At 51.4% G+C, this 19,027-nt stretch carries 18 protein-coding genes; 1 reads left to right on the top strand and 17 read right to left on the bottom strand.

Going from position 1 to position 19,027, the window contains the following annotated elements; genetic code table 11:
- Positions 1–35: 35 nt before the first annotated feature.
- The 10 genes from DSM465_RS0101840 to dpaA form a co-directional block, all read right to left on the bottom strand.
- Entirely contained in the window at positions 36–767 is a 732-nt protein-coding gene (locus DSM465_RS0101840; protein ID WP_029760491.1) for a GntR family transcriptional regulator, read from the bottom strand.
- 209 nt (positions 768–976) lie between these two features.
- Positions 977–3,313 carry an FtsK/SpoIIIE family DNA translocase gene (locus DSM465_RS0101835; RefSeq protein ID WP_029760490.1) on the bottom strand — a complete coding sequence of 779 codons (2,337 nt, stop codon included), beginning with the start codon at positions 3,311–3,313 and terminating at the stop codon, positions 977–979.
- Between the two features lie 108 nt (positions 3,314–3,421).
- The gene (locus DSM465_RS0101830; RefSeq protein WP_008878526.1) at positions 3,422–3,646 is read right to left on the bottom strand and encodes a YlzJ-like family protein; all 225 of its coding nucleotides are present in this window, start codon (positions 3,644–3,646) and stop codon (positions 3,422–3,424) included.
- Positions 3,643–4,380, bottom strand: a complete 738-nt coding sequence (locus tag DSM465_RS0101825; RefSeq protein ID WP_008878527.1) for a ClpP family protease — start codon at positions 4,378–4,380, stop codon at positions 3,643–3,645. The genes DSM465_RS0101830 and DSM465_RS0101825 overlap by 4 nt, the downstream gene beginning before the upstream one ends.
- 117 nt (positions 4,381–4,497) lie before the next feature.
- The gene (locus tag DSM465_RS0101820) at positions 4,498–6,168 is read right to left on the bottom strand and encodes a ribonuclease J (RefSeq protein ID WP_008878528.1); all 1,671 of its coding nucleotides are present in this window, start codon (positions 6,166–6,168) and stop codon (positions 4,498–4,500) included.
- A gap of 181 nt (positions 6,169–6,349) precedes the next feature.
- On the bottom strand, positions 6,350–7,225 hold the full coding sequence (gene dapA, locus DSM465_RS0101815) for a 4-hydroxy-tetrahydrodipicolinate synthase (RefSeq protein WP_008878529.1): 876 nt from the start codon (positions 7,223–7,225) through the stop codon (positions 6,350–6,352).
- Between the two features lie 5 nt (positions 7,226–7,230).
- Entirely contained in the window at positions 7,231–8,478 is a 1,248-nt protein-coding gene (dapG, locus tag DSM465_RS0101810; RefSeq protein ID WP_011887160.1) for an aspartate kinase, read from the bottom strand.
- 20 nt (positions 8,479–8,498) lie between these two features.
- Entirely contained in the window at positions 8,499–9,542 is a 1,044-nt protein-coding gene (asd, locus tag DSM465_RS0101805) for an aspartate-semialdehyde dehydrogenase (protein WP_011887159.1), read from the bottom strand.
- A 120-nt stretch (positions 9,543–9,662) separates the two neighbouring features.
- Entirely contained in the window at positions 9,663–10,271 is a 609-nt protein-coding gene (locus DSM465_RS0101800) for a dipicolinate synthase subunit B (protein WP_008878533.1), read from the bottom strand.
- Positions 10,271–11,173 (bottom strand): dipicolinic acid synthetase subunit A, encoded by a 903-nt coding sequence (dpaA, locus tag DSM465_RS0101795; protein WP_029760488.1) that lies wholly within the window; start codon positions 11,171–11,173, stop codon positions 10,271–10,273. The genes DSM465_RS0101800 and dpaA overlap by 1 nt, the downstream gene beginning before the upstream one ends.
- Positions 11,174–11,366: 193 nt before the next feature.
- Here dpaA and DSM465_RS0101790 point away from each other — a divergent pair, with 193 nt between their 5' ends.
- On the top strand, positions 11,367–11,609 hold the full coding sequence (locus DSM465_RS0101790; protein ID WP_011887158.1) for a YlmC/YmxH family sporulation protein: 243 nt from the start codon (positions 11,367–11,369) through the stop codon (positions 11,607–11,609).
- A 79-nt stretch (positions 11,610–11,688) separates the two neighbouring features.
- Here DSM465_RS0101790 and DSM465_RS0101785 read toward each other — a convergent pair whose 3' ends face one another.
- The 7 genes from DSM465_RS0101785 to rbfA all read right to left on the bottom strand — a co-directional run bounded on the left by DSM465_RS0101785 (position 11,689) and on the right by rbfA (position 19,027).
- A complete protein-coding gene (locus DSM465_RS0101785) occupies positions 11,689–12,936 on the bottom strand; it encodes a M16 family metallopeptidase (protein WP_029760487.1) in 1,248 nt (415 codons plus the stop codon).
- Positions 12,923–13,906 carry a polysaccharide deacetylase family protein gene (locus DSM465_RS0101780; protein ID WP_008878537.1) on the bottom strand — a complete coding sequence of 328 codons (984 nt, stop codon included), beginning with the start codon at positions 13,904–13,906 and terminating at the stop codon, positions 12,923–12,925. Before DSM465_RS0101780 ends, DSM465_RS0101785 begins: the two co-directional genes overlap by 14 nt.
- An 87-nt stretch (positions 13,907–13,993) precedes the next feature.
- Positions 13,994–16,162, bottom strand: coding sequence for a polyribonucleotide nucleotidyltransferase (gene pnp / locus DSM465_RS0101775; protein ID WP_008878538.1), 2,169 nt, complete (start codon positions 16,160–16,162; stop codon positions 13,994–13,996).
- 137 nt (positions 16,163–16,299) lie between these two features.
- Entirely contained in the window at positions 16,300–16,569 is a 270-nt protein-coding gene (rpsO, locus tag DSM465_RS0101770) for a 30S ribosomal protein S15 (protein ID WP_008878539.1), read from the bottom strand.
- An 87-nt stretch (positions 16,570–16,656) separates the two neighbouring features.
- Positions 16,657–17,643: a bifunctional riboflavin kinase/FAD synthetase gene (ribF, locus tag DSM465_RS0101765; protein ID WP_029760486.1), complete on the bottom strand. Its 987-nt coding sequence runs from the start codon at positions 17,641–17,643 to the stop codon at positions 16,657–16,659.
- A gap of 35 nt (positions 17,644–17,678) precedes the next feature.
- On the bottom strand, positions 17,679–18,587 hold the full coding sequence (gene truB / locus DSM465_RS0101760; RefSeq protein WP_008878541.1) for a tRNA pseudouridine(55) synthase TruB: 909 nt from the start codon (positions 18,585–18,587) through the stop codon (positions 17,679–17,681).
- A 53-nt stretch (positions 18,588–18,640) separates the two neighbouring features.
- Positions 18,641–19,027 carry a 30S ribosome-binding factor RbfA gene (rbfA, locus tag DSM465_RS0101755; protein WP_008878542.1) on the bottom strand — a complete coding sequence of 129 codons (387 nt, stop codon included), beginning with the start codon at positions 19,025–19,027 and terminating at the stop codon, positions 18,641–18,643.

Below are 19,027 nucleotides of genomic sequence, written 5' to 3'. Positions count from 1 at the left end.
TTCCGCTCTCTTTCTATGTACCGATTTCACCCCCTTTAAAACCCGAATCGCTTCCTCATTACGTGAAAGCTGAACTTGTCGGAGCGGAAGTAGTTCGTTGAATAAAAAATCGGTTCATCATTTTTGTCAAAATGCATTTGTTTGAGCACGAGCAAGGCTGTTTCTGGATCACATTGCAAAATCGGCGACACTTTCTCATGATAGCCGAGCGGCTCAATGCGCGCGACTGCATAAGCAATATCACGGTGCGCTTGATTGTGCAAGTTTTCAAACAGCGACTCATGCTCATACGAAATGCCTTTTGGCAAATATTTGCACAAAATTTTATCAAGGCAATAGACGACTGGCTCCCCATTGGCCGTGCGCACTCGCTCGATGAGCAAAATCTCGTCATCCGGCTGGCATTGAAAGCGGCGCATATCATCTTCCGTCGGCTGTTGGATGGAGGAAGACAAAAAAATCGTCCCCGGTTTGCGCCCAGCTTGACGGATCATGTCGGTCACGCTTGAGAGCTGCTCAATGCCGGATGTAAACAGCGGGCGGGCATTGACAAACGTTCCGACGCCATGACGGCGGATGATGATGTTTTCTTCCTCAAGCACCCGAAGCGCCTCCCGCAACGTCGCCCGGCTGACGCCGAGCTGTTTGGCGAGCTCAAACTCAGATGGCAATTTTTGACGCTCTTTGTATACCCCAGTTTCAATATCGTGTTTAATACGATCAATGACTTGCAAGTAAAGATGGCGGTTGTCTGATTTGATTGACATGACAACGTCCTCCACGTTACGCATTTCCTTTAAGATCAGACCTCTGACATTAGACATATAACCTTTTTGACATTACTATAACATTTTTTACAGACCAAATAAATAGGTGTAATCAAATTTTGTCGAAAAAAAAGAAATATGGTTGGTAGCGCTTCCAATATGATACACCTTTGAGCAGGCAGGTGAAATGAACCTGCCTGCTTCCCTGTTTATGACGTCTTTTTTAAATCTTCTTTTGACCAAAGAACAGCGCGCGGCTTGCTGCCTTCATAAGGACCGACAACGCCGCGCTCCTCCATGGCATCGATGAGCCGGGCGGCGCGATTATAACCGATGCGGAAGCGGCGCTGCAACATTGAAACAGAGGCGCTTTGCATTTCCACGACAAGACGGACAGCTTCTTCGTACAGATCATCTTCGACTGCTGAGGAGTTCGCTTCTCCATCTTGGACGATCATTTCCTCATAGTATTGCGCCTGCTGCTGGCCGATGACAAACTGAACAACCTCTTCCACTTCCTGATCGGATACAAACGCTCCTTGGACACGCACTGGTTTTGACGCTCCCATTGGTAAAAATAGCATGTCGCCACGGCCAAGCAATTTTTCCGCTCCGCCCATATCCAAAATGGTGCGTGAATCGATTTGCGACGAGACGCTAAAAGCGATACGAGACGGGATGTTCGCTTTGATGACGCCGGTAATGACATCGACCGATGGGCGTTGAGTGGCAATGATTAAATGGATGCCGGCAGCGCGCGCCATTTGCGCTAAGCGGGTGATCGCTTCTTCGACATCCGAAGACGCCACCATCATCAAATCAGCCAGCTCGTCAATGATGACGACGATATACGGTAAGAGCGGCTGCTGTTCTGGTACCGTTTCGTTCTGTTGGCGAATATGTTCGTTATACCCTTCAATGTTGCGTGTGCCGGTATGGGAAAACAGCTCATAGCGCCGCTCCATTTCTTGGACAACTTTTTTCAGCGCCTGGGCCGCTTTTTTCGCATCGGTGACAACCGGCGTCAACAAATGGGGGATGCCATTATACACGCTTAACTCGACCATTTTCGGGTCAATCATCATCAACTTGACCTCATGTGGCTTCGTGCGCATAAGCAGGCTAACGATAATGCCGTTAATGCAGACGCTTTTGCCGCTGCCAGTGGCGCCAGCGATCAATAAATGCGGCATTTTGTTCAATTCGGCGGCGACGACTTCTCCGGAAATGTCGCGTCCAAGCGGGATTAAGAGCTTGGCCTCAGGCCGCGTATGTTCGACGGCTTCCAACACTTCGCGCAGCGACACGGTGGCGATTTCTTCGTTCGGCACCTCAATACCGATCGCAGATTTGCCGGGAATCGGTGCTTCAATGCGAATATCTTTCGCCGCTAGAGCGAGCGCCAGATCATCGCTTAAGTTGACGATTTTACTCACTTTCACCCCGACATCTGGGTATACTTCGTATTTCGTCACGGCCGGGCCAAGATGCACTTGCGTCACTTTCGCCTTAACACCGAAGCTTTGGAACGTTTTCTCTAATTTGCGCGCATTGGCGTAAATGTTGGCATGATCGGCCGATTGCCCGGCCGGTTTCGGCAGGCGAAGAAGTTCAAGCGGCGGCAAATCATAGTTGGTGTTTTCATGCTCGGAAAACGCCAACGGTGGCGTCGATGCATCCCCGTTTCCGCCGTCATCGCCTTCAGTTGGCGGCTGCTTTTCTTCTTCGAGCTCGACTGCCGACCGGACAGCGGCAAAATCGGATATGATCGGCGGTGGGGAAAGGAGCTCGTCCTCCGGTTCAGCGGTGCCGGCTTCGGCAGGCTCATCTTCCTGCTGGGCAGCCGCCTTGTCCTGCAGCTTGCGTCGTTTCCGTCCGTTATTAGCCCGCCTTTTTCGTCCCGTCACCCATTGCTTCATATCCTCAACAAACGCTAACCATTCTTGGCGCAGAAACGTTGCTACTAAGACGATCAGTCTGCCAGCCGTCTCACGCAACGATTTTCCAGTCAGCACGATGAAGCCGACGACGAACAAAATGAAGCAAATCCATTTCGTCCCGAGCGCATCAAACAGCTGATAGCTGGCGGCAAACAACAACGCGCCGACCATCCCGCCTCCTAAATCGATAGCGGTCTCCTTGCCGTTTGCTTCGTTCCAAAACAGTTCCCATGTCGTGCGAATAACGCTTGGATCGAGTTCACCGCGCCGCGACATGAGTTCAAACAACTTGCCATGGCTTAATAACAAAAACGCCGCAGCAATAATCGAAGCACCAACAAACGGTCGGCTCGCCCATGACGGCCACTCCCGTTTCCATATCAAGATGAACGATAAAATGAATAAACCGCCTACTAATAGCATGTACCATTCGCCGAAAAAAAAGCGGCTAATCAACACAAGCGTTTCGCCGACGAGCCCGAGGCGAGCCATCGCAACAACAGCAACGGTCAATAGCCCAAGGCCGATCAGTTCAAAGCGAATCGCCTCCGCCCACGGCTGCTTCCTTGACGGCTTTCCCCTTTTTTTTCGCTTTCGTTTCGCCATCATCGCTCACTCCAGCATGAATGAATTGGCAAGCTGGAAAAAAGCAGCCAACAATGGCTGCTTTTTTCTGCTTCCCTATTATTATATCATGAACCGCTGAACAATTCATTACGATGTTGCCGCGGAAATCGGAAACCGCGCTCCTGGTGCATATTTGGCGTTTAAAAAGTGGTAGGGGTTTGTGCTTAAATTTTGCACGATTTCATATTCACCATTTTCCACGATTTGGACAAGAAACGGAATGCCGTCATAATAGACCATTTTTTTCTTTTCATATTCGGCCGCATCTACTGGGAACAACAAATGTTCGGGCATGACCGTATATAAAATCATTGGATCATCTTCCCTTCGCCCCCTTTTTTCATCTCGATCAACTGCCGCAGCTTCGCCATTGCCTGCGACACGCCGCCGACTTCATCGATCAGCCCATACTGGACGGCGTCAGGCCCGATAACGTTCGTTCCGATATCACGCGTTAAATTTCCTTTCGAAAACATGAGCTCTTTAAATTTTTCTTCGCTAATATTGGAATGTTTCGTCACGAAACGGACAACACGCTCTTGCATTTTATCCAAATACTCGAACGTTTGCGGCACACCGATGACAAGCCCGGTTAGACGAATCGGATGAATCGTCATCGTGGCTGTCTCGGTGATAAATGAGTAATTGCACGACACGGCGATCGGCACGCCGATCGAATGGCCGCCGCCAAGCACAACGGAAACGGTCGGTTTCGAGAGAGAAGCGAGCATTTCCGCGATGGCGAGCCCGGCTTCGACATCGCCGCCGACCGTGTTTAAAATGACGAGCAGCCCCTCAATTTTCGGATTTTGCTCAATGGCGACGATTTGTGGAATGACATGTTCATATTTTGTCGTCTTATTTTGCGGGGGCAACTGAACATGGCCTTCAATTTGGCCGACGATCGTCAAACAGTGGATGTTCGTATCCGGCTCCATTTGTGGGATATTCGTTTGCCCAAGTTGGGTAATGGCCGCGGTAGCTTCGTCCGTTTTCGTTTCTGCATTTTCTTCCGTCTCTGCTTGGAAGTAACGCTCCTTCTCCATCCTTATTCTTCTCCTTTCTGTTGGTCATACGTTTAGTATGGCCGAAAGGAAAAGAAAAATGCCGGCAACGGCCAACCGTTTCCAGCATTTCCCCCGTGGACTTTGAGCATGATTGCATTATACTTCCATAATAATAGGTAAAATCATCGGTTTTCGCTTCGTTTTTTCAAATAAAAACTGGCTTAACGCCTCGCGAATGTTCGCCTTTAATGACGACCATTCAAGCATGTACGACTCAAGGCAACGTTCAATGATCGCCGCTACCATTTGTTCCGCTTCCTCAAGCAGCGTTTCGGCCTCGCGCATGTAAACGAAGCCGCGTGAAATGATCTCCGGACCGGCCGCAATCGTTTTCGCTTCTTTGTTGAGCGTGACGACCGCGATTAAAATGCCGTCCTGTGACAATAGGCGCCGGTCGCGCAACACGATGTTGCCGACATCGCCGATGCCAAGACCGTCAATTAAAATGTTGCCGTACGGCACTTTGCCGCCAGGGCGGGCAGTTCCGCTTCGGAATTCGATCACTTCGCCTTTATCGAGCAAAAACGTCCGCTCTTCCGAGATGCCGACTGCTTTCGCCAAGCGTGCGTGCGCCTTTTGCATTCGATACTCCCCGTGCACCGGAATGAAATATTTCGGCTTCATTAAATTGAGCATTAACTTTAATTCTTCCTGGCAACCGTGTCCGGACACGTGCACTTGCCGATCGCGGTAAATCACATTCGCCCCGGCGCGGTACAAAGCGTCGATCGTTTTGGCGAACCCAAGTTCATAGCCCGGCATGACAGAAGCAGCAACGATGACGGTGTCTCCTTCCTTGATGTTCACCTGTTTATTGGTCTGTCGTGCCATGCGCCAAAGCGCACTTATCGGCTCGCCGTGCCCGCCGGTCGTTAAAATGATGAGTTCTTGATCGCGATAACGGTCGAGGTCATGAGCGGAGATCGTCACCTTGTCCGGAAGGTGCAAATAACCAAGGCGCACCGCGATATCCATCACTTTATGCAGCGTTTTGCCGATCACCGCCACTTTGCGCCCGTATTGGTGGGCGGCATAAAGCACTTGCTGGATGCGCATAATGTTCGAGGCGTAGCAGGCGACGAACACACGTCCCTTCGCATGGCCGATCACATCGGCAATTTCATGGGCGACCACCGCGTCAGAACCACTGTATCCAGGGCGCTCAGCATTCGTGCTGTCCGAAAGCAAGCATAGCACCCCTTGTTCGCCGATCTGTGCCATTTTCCCCAAGTCAGCGCGGCTGTTTCCGTACGGTGTTTGGTCAAATTTAAAATCACTCGTGTACACAATCGCCCCTTGCGATGTATGCAGGCTTATGCCGACGGAATCGGGGATGCTGTGGATCGTGCGGAAAAACGTCACTTTCGCCTTGTCAAACAATAATTCGGCATCGGGGTGAATTTCGTTCAGATTGGCGTTCGTGATGCCTTGTTCTTTTAAAATCGCTTCTGCCAAACCGAGCGTCAACTTCGTACCGTATACTGGCGCAGACAGCTGCTTGAGCACATAGGCGATCGCTCCCATATGTTCCTCATGCCCATGGGTGAGAAAAATCGCCTGAATGCGATGTTGCCGTTCAATTAAATACGTAATGTCCGGAATCACCTTGTCGATGCCAAGCATTTCATCTTCCGGATACATGACCCCGGCATCAAGGACGAAAATGTCCTCGTCTAATTCAACGACATACATGTTTTTGCCGATTTCTCCGACTCCCCCAAGGGCAAAAATACGTATTTTCTCTACCGGCTTTATTTTTGATTTCAAGGCTGCGTCCTCCCAATCATGATGCTAACCCGCTCAAAGTCACTTGCCTTTATTATAACGAATCGGCGCTGAAAAACACAAGATTGTTATAATCGGGCAGACGATTTTGCCATGAAGGCAAAAAAACGCCCCAACGCGCAAACAGCAGCGTTGGGGGTGAGCTGTTCCTACAGTGTCGATGTTATGACAACGCACTGAGCAGACGGCTGAGCTCGCTCCGTTCTTGCTCAGTGAGCGGAACGAGCGGAAGACGCACCGGACCGACATCCAATCCGCGCAACTGAAGCGCAGTTTTCACCGGCACCGGACTTGGTGCAGCAAACAGCCCTTTCATAAGCGGCACCCATTTCCGGTGCAGCGCCGCCGCTTTTTGGTGATCACCCGCTTGGAAGGCGCGGATCATTTGCTGCATCTCATTTCCGATGATGTGCGAAGCGACCGAGACGACGCCGGCGCCGCCGATCGCCAACACCGGAAGCGTCAAGCTGTCATCTCCACTATACAGCAGGAAATCGTCCGGAGTTTGCTCAATGATTTCCGCCATCGCATCCAAGTTGCCGCCCGCTTCTTTGACAGCGACAATGTTTGGAATCGCAGCGAGCCGAATAACGGTCTCAGGAGCGAGATTGACCGACGTACGTCCCGGCACATTATAAAGCATGACCGGCAGCGACGTACTTTCGGCAATTGCTTTAAAATGCTGATACAGCCCTTCTTGGTTTGGCTTATTATAATACGGCGCAACGAGCATGACGGCGTCAACCCCCGTCTCTTCTGCCCGCTTCGTCAGTTCGATCGACGCGCGCGTATCGTTCGTTCCCGTCCCGGCAATGACCGGCACACGGCCGTTGACGACATTAACGACGTGACGGAACAACGCGACTTTTTCCTCTGCCGTTAAGGTCGGCGATTCGCCGGTCGTGCCGGCGACAACGAGCGCATCAGTGCCGTTATCGAGCAAATAGTTGACGAGCTCCGTCGTTTTCGCTAAATCGAGATTTCCTTTCCGGTCAAATGGTGTCACCATCGCCGTTACAATGTTTCCGAACTGAGCCACTGTTTTCACTCCTCGTTCCAAATCGCTTCATATCCGCCTTCCTCAGACAGACAAAAGGCGTCATGCAAGGCGTTAACCGCTTTTTCCATATCATCCTGTTTCACAAGCACCCAAATCGTCGTATGGCTGTCAGCCGACTGCAAAATTTGAATGCCTTGTTCCGATAAAGCAGTGACGATTTTCGCCGTCACCCCCGGCACGCCAGCAATGCCAGCACCGACAACCGACACTTTGGCACAGCGAGGCGTCACCGCCGGCTCATAACCAACACGACGCAAAGCAGCAATCGCTTTTTCTGTCATGTCGCCGCTCACTGTGTAAACGACGCCGTATGGCGAAATGTTAATAAAGTCGACGCTGATCCCTTCGCGAGCCATCGCTTGGAACACATCAGACTGCAGTTCATAGTGTCCCTCTTTCGCCAGCACTTTAATTTGCGTGACATTGGCGACATATGCAATGCCCGTGACAAGCCGCTCCTTCACATCACTTCCTTTTTGACCACGAACCGATGAAGTGACAAGCGTTCCAGGCGCATCGGAATACGTCGAACGAACGCGCAACGGCACTTTCGCTTGCATAGCGATTTCCACTGCGCGCGGATGAATGACTTTCGCTCCTTGGTACGCCATATTGCAAATTTCCGTGTATGTGACGACTTCCAGTGGCCGGGCACTTTCGACAATTCGCGGGTCGGCGGTCATAACGCCGTCGACATCGGTAAAAATGTCGACCCACTCGGCATTTAAGGCAGCGCCGAGCGCTGCAGCGGATGTATCGCTTCCACCGCGGCCAAGCGTTGTGATATCGCCGTTTTCTGCCACCCCTTGAAAACCGGCGACGACGATGACATCGTATTGTTCGAGCGCCTCAAGAAGGCGATCGCAGCGCATTTCGAGAATCTTCGCATTCGTATGATCGCCGTTCGTGCGGAATCCGGCTTGCGCGCCGGTAAACGCCGTCGCCTTAATGCCGTGTTCATTCAGCAAATTGCTAAATACGACGCTCGAAATGATTTCCCCGCACGCCATTAACATATCTTGTTCGCGCTTGGTCACATGATGGCCGGTGCCGCCGATCAAGTGAAGAAGCGTATCGGTCGCGTACGGATCGCCATTACGGCCCATGGCCGAGACGACAACGACGACTTTGTAGCCGTCTTCAAGCGCCTTTTCAATATGGCGGCGTGCCAAGTTCCGTCCGCGCTCATCCCGGACGGACGTGCCGCCAAACTTTTGGACAATGATTTTCATGCTAACACCCCGATGCTTATTCAAATCAGCCCAAGCTTCAATAAGCTTTCTGCAATTTGTACGGAGTTTGAGGCTGCTCCTTTTAATAGATTGTCAGCAACGATCCATAGATGGAAAGCACGGCTATTGTCCAAGTCGCGGCGGATGCGGCCGACAAAGACGTCATACTTTCCGACGCAATCCGCCGGCATCGGATACAACTGCTCGTTCGGGTCATCTTGCAACACGACGCCCGGTGCCTCGCTCAGTACCGACTGCAGATCGGCAGCGGTGACGCCGTCTTGTTCGATTTCGACGTACACCGATTCCGAGTGGCCGCTCGCCACCGGGATGCGTACGCACGTTGCTGCGACTTTTAGCTCAGGCATATGCATAATTTTTTTCGTTTCATTAATCATTTTCATCTCTTCAAATGTAAAGCCATTGTCTTGAAATTTATCGATTTGCGGAATGGCGTTGAATGCAATTTGGTAATGTTTCCGATCCGATTTCACTGGCAAAATATTAGCTTCAACCGGCTTATTTTCGAGCACGGCTTTCGTCTGTGCATGCAACTCCTCGATAGCCTGCGCTCCAGCCCCAGAAACAGCTTGGTACGTCGAAACAATGACGCGCTCTAAGCCGAACGCTTTCCGGATCGGCTCTAGCGCCACGACCATTTGAATCGTCGAGCAGTTCGGATTGGCAATGATGCCGTTATGCCATGTCAAGTCGCTTTCATTTACTTCTGGGACGACAAGCGGCACCTTTTCGTCCATCCGAAATGCGCTCGTATTGTCGATAACGATCGCCCCACGCCGAACCGCTTCCGGCGCCAATGCTTTCGATACTGACCCGCCGGCGCTGAATAAGGCGATATCCACCCCGTCGAAACGCTCCGGTGTTGCCACTTGCACCTCAATTTCCTCGCCGCGGAAGCGCATTTTTTTGCCTGCCGAACGTTCCGATGATAACAGCGTTAATTTTCCGACCGGAAAGTTCCGGTCTTCAAGCGTCCGCACCATTTGTTGCCCAACTGCCCCCGTTGCTCCGACAACAGCAACATGATATTGTTTTTGAGTCATCAGCCATTCTCCTTCCACATCGTCACTGTTAAAAGTGAATTCATAATTTTTATTTTATCACATTCCACTGCGGACGAGAGAAAATTTTTGAGTGCGGTGCCGATTTTCCGCGAATGTCCTTTAATCGTTGTAACGAAACCGCTCGATCACGACCGGCTGCAGCTGTTTCCCTTCGAGGGCGGCGAGCACCGTATCACGAAGGAGCGGCATGTGCGCCACCATCGAGTTCGGCTTCGCGTGCGGAGCGTCTTGACCGAACGGAATGAAATAAATATTTTTCGCCGCCATCAGCCGCATCAAGTTGACACCATTTAAACCGAGCGCATCGTTTGTCGAAATGCCGAGCACAACCGGGCGGTGGTTGCGCATTGTCGCCTTGGCGGCCATCAGCACTGGGGAATCGGTCATGGCGTTCGCCAGTTTGCTCATCGAATTGCCAGTCAGTGGGGCGATGACCATGCAATCAAGTGGAAGTTTCGGCCCGAGCGGTTCAGCTTTGACAATCGTGTCAATCACCTCGTTCCCGGTCAATTGCTCGAGTTTTTTCACCCATTCTTCCCCTTCGCCAAAACGAGTGTTTGTCGTCTTTACCGTATAGGTAACAATTGGAAGAACCTCCGCCCCTTCTTTGACGAGTTTTTCAATTTCCGGAAACACAGCATCATACGTACAATGCGACCCGGTGAGGCCAAAACCGATTCGCTTCCCTTTTAAGCTATTTCCGCTCATTACTTATTCTCCTCCCGTTTTTGTAAATCTTGATATAACAGCTGCGCGAGAACGTTGGCGATAATTTGCCCGGCCGTTTTCGGCGCTACCACTCCTGGAAGCCCTGGCGCCAAGATGGCTTTGACTCCGCGTTTTTCCGCGTAGCGGAAGTCGGTACCGCCCGGCTTTGACGCCAAATCGATGATCAGCGTATGGGCCGGCATTTTGGCGATAACACTCGCTGTCACGATCAAATGGGGGATGGTGTTAATGCAGATGTCAATATCGCGCACTTCTTTTTCCAAATCGTTCAAGTGAAACGGCACAAGCCCCATTTCTGTAATGCGTGCGAGATGCTCTGACCGGCGCGCCCCGACTTTTACTTTCGCCCCAAGGGCAGCAAATGTCCGAGCAACCGTCATGCCGACGCGCCCCAATCCTAAGACGGCGACGTGTGAACCGTGAATGGTAAAATCAGTATGCTGAATGACCATCATGATCGTTCCTTCAGCGGTCGGAATGGAGTTATAAATGGCGACATCATCGCGCTCAAACAGTTGCACATGCTTGCGCCCTGTCTTTCTCACCAAGTCATCTAAATACGAGTTGCTAATGCCGGAGTAGATCGTGCACCGTTTCATGGTCTTTTGCACCATCTCTTCCGTAAACGGAATCGGTTCTTGGGAAAAGACACTGTTTACGTTTCCGTCCAACGTCGTACCGTGGACCGGCAAAATGATCGCATCCAAGTCGGCAAAATCGACTTCATCGATCGGCAGCTTCACTGCCCTAGTAAAATGGTGGGCGAGCTGGTCAAAGCCGACGAGTGATAACTTTGCATCGAGTTCGACAAGTTTGCGGATAACTTCAAGCTGCCGCGCATCACCACCGATAATGGCGACATGCATTCCTGTCAGCATCATGTTGTACGCTCACCTTCTTTTATTAGCAAACTGCTCCGTTTCTTTTCCCATCTTATGTCGGGGAGAAAATATAGGTGAATATCCTCGGCGGGAAAAATGGGCAATATATTTCGTTCCCGGACGGGCGACAGTCATTTTTTTCTGTTTTGTTCCTTACAATAGAAATAAAGACACGAAGAGGGGGAAGCCAGGCGTGAGGCTGAGTGAGTTAAGCGGCAAAGAAATCGTCGATGTGAGGCGGGCAGAGCGGCTCGGGGTGCTCGGGCAAACCGATTTGGAAATCAACGAGCAAACCGGCCAAGTCGAGGCGCTGCTCATTCCGACCGGAAAATGGTTCGGGTTTCGTAAAGAGGGGCAAGAAATTCGCGTGCCGTGGAAATATATCCGCAAAATCGGCGCCGATATGGTGATGATCGACGTACCTGAAGAGGGATGATAGGGGGGCTCGGCCGTACAAAGTGAAAAAGCTAACAACCTCACGAAGGTCGTTAGCTTTTTTTATGCGCCGATGTTCGCTAGGAACGAAGCGGCTGCGGCAAAACGCCGTCGGGACTGATGAGAGCAAGGGCATAATCTTCCGCGAAAACTGTGCGCGCCAACTCGTTCACTTTTTCGACGGTGACACTTTCGATCTCTTCGATAATTTCATCAAGCGACCGATGGCGGCCGAGAAGAAGCTCGTTTTTGCCATTGCGGCTCATGCGGCTATTTGTGCTTTCAAGTCCGAGCATTAAACTTCCTTTCATTTGCTCTTTGCTGTTATGCAGCTCTTTTTCCGTAATGCCGTCTTCTTTCAAATGGCAAAGCGTCCGTTGGATCGTTTCAAACAAAATGTCGAGCTGACCGCTTCCCGTACCGGCATAAATAGCGAGCAAACCGCTATCTTGGTAGGCGGAATGGTACGAGAAGACCGAATAGGCCAATCCGCGCTGTTCGCGCACCTCCTGGAACAGCCGGCTGCTCATGCTGCCGCCTAAAATATTGTTTAAAATAAGGAGCGGGTACGCGTCCGGGTGACCGATCGGCAACCCGTTAAATCCGATGCATACGTGCGCTTGCTCGGTGTCTTTTTTGCGCGCAAGTTTTTGCGGTACGAACGACGGCTTTCCGGGGAAGGCCGGCTTATTGGCGGCCGTAAACGAACCGAAATAGCGTTCAATCTCCCCAATAAACCGCTCATCGACATTGCCAGCAACCGAAACAACGACGCGGTCCGGTGTATAATAGTCAGCCATATATTGACGCAGCGTGTCGCCAGTAAACGTGCGCAACGTCTCTTCCGTGCCTAAAATCGGGTAGCCGAGCGGATGGTTCGCATAGCATGCCTTGCCGAGCAAGTCATGGACGATGTCATCTGGCGTATCTTCATACATTTTGATTTCTTCAAGCACGACGTTGCGCTCTTTTTGTAGCTCATCCTCAACAAACGTTGAATGGAAAAACATATCGGCGAGCATTTCTAGCGCCAGCGGTGCGTGTTCATCCAACACTTTCGCGTAATAGCACGTATACTCCTTAGATGTAAAGGCGTTCACTTGTCCGCCGATGCTGTCGAACGCTTCCGCAATATCCCGAGCCGTGCGTGTAGTTGTCCCTTTAAAAAACATGTGTTCCAAAAAATGGGAAATGCCGTTGTTTTGTTCCGTCTCGTTGCGCGAGCCTGTACCGATCCATACGCCAATGGCCACCGAGCGCACGGTCGGAATTTGCTCCAGCACGATTCGTACACCGTTTTTGCACGTATATTTGTTAATCAACTCCATGTTCCTCCTGTTTTTTTGCCAGTCTTTTCTCGTCGAATAAGGCCGTCAAGCTGCCGATGGCGTACCCTTGGCGCTGAATCGAAACGATCAGCTCATCAAGCGCGGCCGCCGTCGGCATCGTTGGATGCATCAAAATCATGGCACCGGGATGGACTTTGGATGTTACCCGTTTCACTATAACAGATGGCGATGGTTTTTGCCAATCTATTGTATCGACACTCCACATAATCGTCTTCATGCGAAGCTTGGCAGCAATTTCGACAACCTCATCACGATAGCTGCCGCCTGGCGGGGCGAACCACTTGCATTTGACCGCGGTCACTGCTTCGATCACTTCATTCGTTTTCTCGAGTTCGCGGCGGATGTCGGCATTGCTAAGCGTTTTTAAATCTTTATGGCTGTAAGAATGGTTGCCGATTTCATGGCCGGCGTCTGCTATCATTTTTGCCATCTCCGGATGATTTTTTACCCATCGTCCTTCCAAAAAGAACGTCGCCTTGACATCGTGCTTTTTCAACGTCTCAAGCATGTCAGGAATATACTCTTCTCCCCAGGCTACATTGATCAAAAACGAGACCATCGGCTTGTCGGGATGACCGCGGTAAATCGGCGCCGGCGGCAAATCGTCCAAATGGATGCGCGGAGACACTTGGCGGAACACGAGTTTTCGCTCATCGAACGTCCCTGTTTTTTTCATGTTTTTATAAGAAGCGTCAATATCGACGGCAAGACCATTGTAACCGGGCGTCGCCTTCCATACTTTATCGATAACCGCATCTTGGGCGGGAATTTCGTATTGCTTTGCTTGTTTGGCAATCGTTTCGTATAACTTATCACGTTCCTTCACAGCCGCTGTTTCTGCGGGGCGCCAACTCTCAATATAGTCGCCGACCGGCGACCAATGGACGACCATCCAGACGGTGAGGAACATGACTGCTAACGCCATATAACGAGCATAACCGTTGTTCACCCTTGTCCCCCCTCTTTTTTACTACTACAAATTATGTAGCAGAGGGACAGGTTAGAACATAACAAAAGAGCCTTAAGAAACAAATTCCTAAGGCTTCATGCGGTGGCGCTCCGGCCGTCTTCCTCGTTTTTCCCGCGTCTCTTTCGGCAACTCTCCGGCACCGCGCTGCTCGCGCAACACCGCTTTGCGCGACAAGTTGACACGTCCTTGCTTATCGATTTCCGTCACTTTCACTAAAATTTCATCACCGATCGAGACGATGTCTTCCACTTTGCCGATCCGTTCTTCAGCAAGTTCGGAAATGTGGACAAGCCCGTCTTTGCCGTTAAATAGTTCGACGAACGCGCCGAATTTTTCGATCCGTTTCACTTTGCCTAAATACACTTGTCCAACTTCGACTTCACGGACGATATCTTCGATAATTTGCTTCGCTTTTTGGTTGGCTTCTTCATCGACAGACGAGATGAAAATCGTGCCATCTTGTTCGATGTCGATTTTCACGCCGGTTTCATCGATGATTTTGTTGATTTGTTTGCCGCTCGGTCCGATGACTTCGCGAATTTTATCCGGATTGATGTGCATGATCAAAATTTTCGGCGCATATTTAGACAACTCTTTACGCGGCTCGCTGAGCGTCTGCATCATATGGTCTAAAATTTCGAGCCGACCTTTGCGTGCCTGCTGTAGCGCCTCCTCCAAAATGTCGCGCGTCAGCCCTTTAATTTTAATGTCCATTTGCAGCGCCGTGACGCCTTTTCTCGTGCCGGCGACTTTAAAGTCCATATCGCCAAGATGGTCTTCAATGCCTTGAATATCGGTCAAAATCGTATAATGATCCTCGTTTTTCACAAGCCCCATGGCAATGCCGGCAACCGGCGCTTTAATTGGCACCCCGGCGTCCATCATCGCCAGCGTACTCGCACAAATGCTGGCTTGCGACGTCGAGCCGTTCGACTCCAGCACTTCGGAAACGAGGCGGATCGTGTACGGAAACTCGCGCTCTGACGGCACGACCGGCTCTAACGCCCGCTCGCCTAGCGCTCCGTGCCCAATTTCACGCCGCCCCGGCCCACGCATCGGCCCCGTTTCGCCAACGGAAAACGGCGGGAAATTGTAATGGTGCATAAACCGTTTTGATTCTTCAAGATCAAGCCCGTCCAAAATTTGCACATCACCGAGTGCTCCGAGCGTGCAGACGCTTAATACTTGTGTTTGCCCACGTGTAAACAGACCGGAACCATGCGTGCGCGGCAAGATACCAACTGCTGACGACAGCGGGCGGATTTCATCAACTTTGCGCCCATCGGGACGAATTTTCTCGACCGTAATTAAGCGGCGCACTTCCTCTTTCACAAGCTTATGCAAAATTTCTTGCACTTGCTTCAGTTTCTCTTCATCAGCTTCTTCCGCTTCATATTTCGCAATGACGCCAGCTTTTACGTCTTCAATGGCGGCATCGCGCGCCAGTTTCTCCGGCACTTGCACGGCCTTCTTAATATCAGCTTCCGCAAGCTGGCGAATTTCCGCTTCTAGTTCCGGGTCTGGCTCGTATAGAACCACTTCCATCTTTTCTTTGCCAACTTGAGCAGCGATTTCCTCTTGGAAAGCGATAAGCCGTTTCACTTCTTCATGGCCGAACATAATGGCTTCAAGCATCACTTCTTCCGGCACTTCGTCCGCACCGGCCTCGACCATGTTGATGGCATCTTTCGTACCTGCCACAATGAGATGCATATCGCTTTTTTCCATTTGTTCAACCGTCGGGTTGATGACAAACTGGCCATCGATACGACCGACAATGACACCAGCGATCGGCCCTTCAAACGGAATGTCAGAAATGGTCAACGCTACCGACGAGCCGATTAACGCTGCCACTTCCGGGGAACAGTCTTGATCGACGCTCATGACCATGGACACGACTTGCACTTCATTGCGGAACCCTTCAGCAAACAGCGGACGAATCGGGCGGTCGATGAGCCGGCTCGCCAAAATCGCTTTCTCGCTTGGACGGCCCTCGCGCTTAATAAATCCACCTGGAATTTTCCCGACGGCGTACAACCGCTCCTCGTAGTTGACGGTCAGCGGGAAAAAGTCAACGTCTTTCGCTTCCCGCGATGCGGTGGCCGTGCTAAGCACAACGGTATCACCGTAGCGGACGAGCGCCGCGCCGTTCGCCTGCTTCGCCAACTCGCCGGTTTCAATGACGAGTGGACGCCCGGCCACATCGATGGAAAACACGCGTTTCTCTTGTTCCATACAAACGAGTACTCCTCTCTATGTATAAAAATATGGGTATCGCTGATGATTAGTATAGACGAATTGGCGCCATTGTATCATTTGCCGCGCAAACTGCGCCTATAAACTAGCAAAAAAGCGGGAATGCTCCCGCTTTTTTATCGACGTAATCCAAGTTTCTCAATCAATTCACGGTAGCGCGCCACGTCTTTATTGCGCAAGTAGGCCAATAAGTTGCGGCGTTTCCCGACCATTTTCAGCAGGCCGCGCCGTGAATGATGATCTTTTTTATGAACGCGCAAATGCTCGTTCAAGTTGTTGATTTGCTCCGTCAGGATAGCAATTTGCACTTCCGGAGAACCAGTGTCGTTCTCATGGACTTTAAATTGCTCGATAATTTCACGTTTGCGCTCTTGCGTTAATGCCATCCTTGTTCACCTCCCTAATTCGAAATCCCCGATTGCCGAGCGGGCGTCGGTGAATCGCCTAGCCAAGCAACGGTTCGCATACATTGATTAGAATACCTCTTTTTCCGGCAAAATGCAAGTCTTTTCGCCTAAGCTGTGGAAATACTTCTTCGCTTCTTCTTTATCACGGGCGATTTGCGCAGTCAACTCAGCGACGCTCGCAAACTTTTGCTCGCCCCTCAGGCGGCGGTGCCACTCAATCGTTACCGTTTCCCCGTAAATGTCGCGGGCAAATTCGAACAAGTGCACTTCGATGCTCGGCAACCCTTCACGCGTCTCATGGAACGTCGGTTTGTAACCGATGTTGGCCACTCCTTCATATACTTGCCCGCCGATTGTCGCCTTGACAGCATAGACGCCGATGGCCGGCAATAAATAATCGCCGTTTAAAGCGATGTTCGCCGTCGGAAACCCGATCGTCCGCCCGCGCCGTTCTCCGGTGACGACCGTTCCTTCGATGTCGTAAAAGCGACCAAGCAGGCGGGGAAGCTGTTCGACCGCTCCTTCTTCAATCAGCTTCCGCACGCGTGTGGAACTCACTTTCTCACCGTCGACGGTCATCTTTGGAATGATGGTCTGCTCAAAGCGGCCGCGCGCATGAAGCGGCATCGTCTCCATCGTTCCTTTTCCAAACCGCCCGTAAGTGAAATCAAAGCCGGCGACAATATGTTTTACATGGAATTCGTCCAAATATTGGTCGACAAATTGTTCCGGCAGCAGCCCAGCGAATGCGGGCGTAAATTCGACGATATATAGCCGATTCACCCCAAGCGCTGCGATCAGCTGCTCTTTTTTGCCGAGCGGGGTGATCAGGCGAAGCTCCGGCTGTTTGCCAAGCACAACGGATGGATGAGGATGAAACGTCATCACTGCGCTTTCATACCCGCGTTGTTTGGCAATCTCGACCGCGGTAGTGATCACTTTTTGATGACCAAGATGAATGCCATCAAAATAACCGAGCGCCATCACCGTTGGGGGAAGCGCTTGGCGTTCAAAGTGGTGCGGATGCGAAATAAATATTGTTTCCATGTCCATGATCCACCTTCTTTATTTCCGCATTTCGCCCGGCATTAACGAAACACTTTCAACGGCTTCATCACACCGGGGCGGGCCGGATGCTTCACGTACAGGGCCATCGCCTCCCGCTCGGGCGTCACGAGCAGAACCGGCCCGTCAAGCTCCTGCAAAAAGGCGGGGAGACGAAGCAGCGCCCCGTTTTTCACTTTCTCTGCTACTTTATCACTGATTTCGTATTTCGGCAAATGAAAAAGCGCTTGCTCGATTGGAATTAGCAAGGCATCGACCGTCCCGTCAGCCGCCCGGCGCTCGACCTCTTCAAGCGTCACACAATCAGCCAGCTGAAACGGCCCAGACGCTGTGCGGATGAGATCGGACATATGAGCCGGATAGCCGAGCCGCTCGCCAATGGTGACAGCGAGCGTGCGGACGTACGTGCCTTTGCTGCACATGACACGGAAGCGAAACGACACTGTTTCCCCGACGAATTGCTCGCGTTCATCAAGCAGCTCAAGCTCGTAAATGGTCACACGCCGCGTTGGGCGTTCGACTTCGATGCCAGCACGCGCATATTCATACAGTTTTTTGCCGTTTACTTTCACCGCCGAATACATCGGTGGCGTTTGTTCGATATCCCCAGTGAGGCTGCGGAATACCGCTTCGATCTCCGCACGCGCAATCGTCCGGTCAACCGTCTGGACGGCGATGATGTCACCATCGGCGTCTTCGGTCGACGTCGCTGCGCCAAGTGTCACTTCCCCTTCATATGTTTTTGTCGCTCCGGTTAAAAATTCGGCGATGCGCGTCGCCTTGCCAAGGCAAATCGGCAGCACACCAGACACGTTTGGGTCGAGCGTGCCGGTATGACCGACTTTTTTTATGCCCAGCAGGCGTCGTACTTTCGCCACACAATCGTGCGACGTCATCCCTTTCGGTTTATTGAGTAGCAATACCCCGTCCATCGGCGCACCCTTTCCGTGTCATACTCACTAATGGCAATGGATAGACGATTCGTCTATCCATTTTTCGGTTCATCGTTCACCTCTTCGGAATCGCGGCCGTCCTCGTCGGAAATTTGCCGGATCAGCCGCTCGATCCGGCTGCCGTATTCGATTGTTTCATCGATTTCGAACAAAATTTCCGGCGTTTTGCGCAGACGGATGCGCTGACCGATTTCCGAGCGGATAAACCCTTTTGCTTTCTCAAGCGCCTTTAGGGTGTTTTCCCGTTGCTCGTCGTCACCGAAAACGCTAATATACACTTTTGCTTGCTGCAAATCGCCGGTGACGCGCACATCGGTTACGGTGACAAAGCCGATGCGCGGATCTTTCAGCTTGCGGCCGATAATATCGCTTAACTCTTTTTTCATTTGCTCACCAACGCGAGTTGCCCGTATGTTCAT

This window comes from Geobacillus thermodenitrificans subsp. thermodenitrificans DSM 465, from assembly GCF_000496575.1.
GTDB classification, from domain to species: domain Bacteria; phylum Bacillota; class Bacilli; order Bacillales; family Anoxybacillaceae; genus Geobacillus; species Geobacillus thermodenitrificans.
The sequence above is the reverse complement of the archived record's forward strand: the minus strand, read 5'-3'. Positions and strand labels throughout refer to the sequence as shown.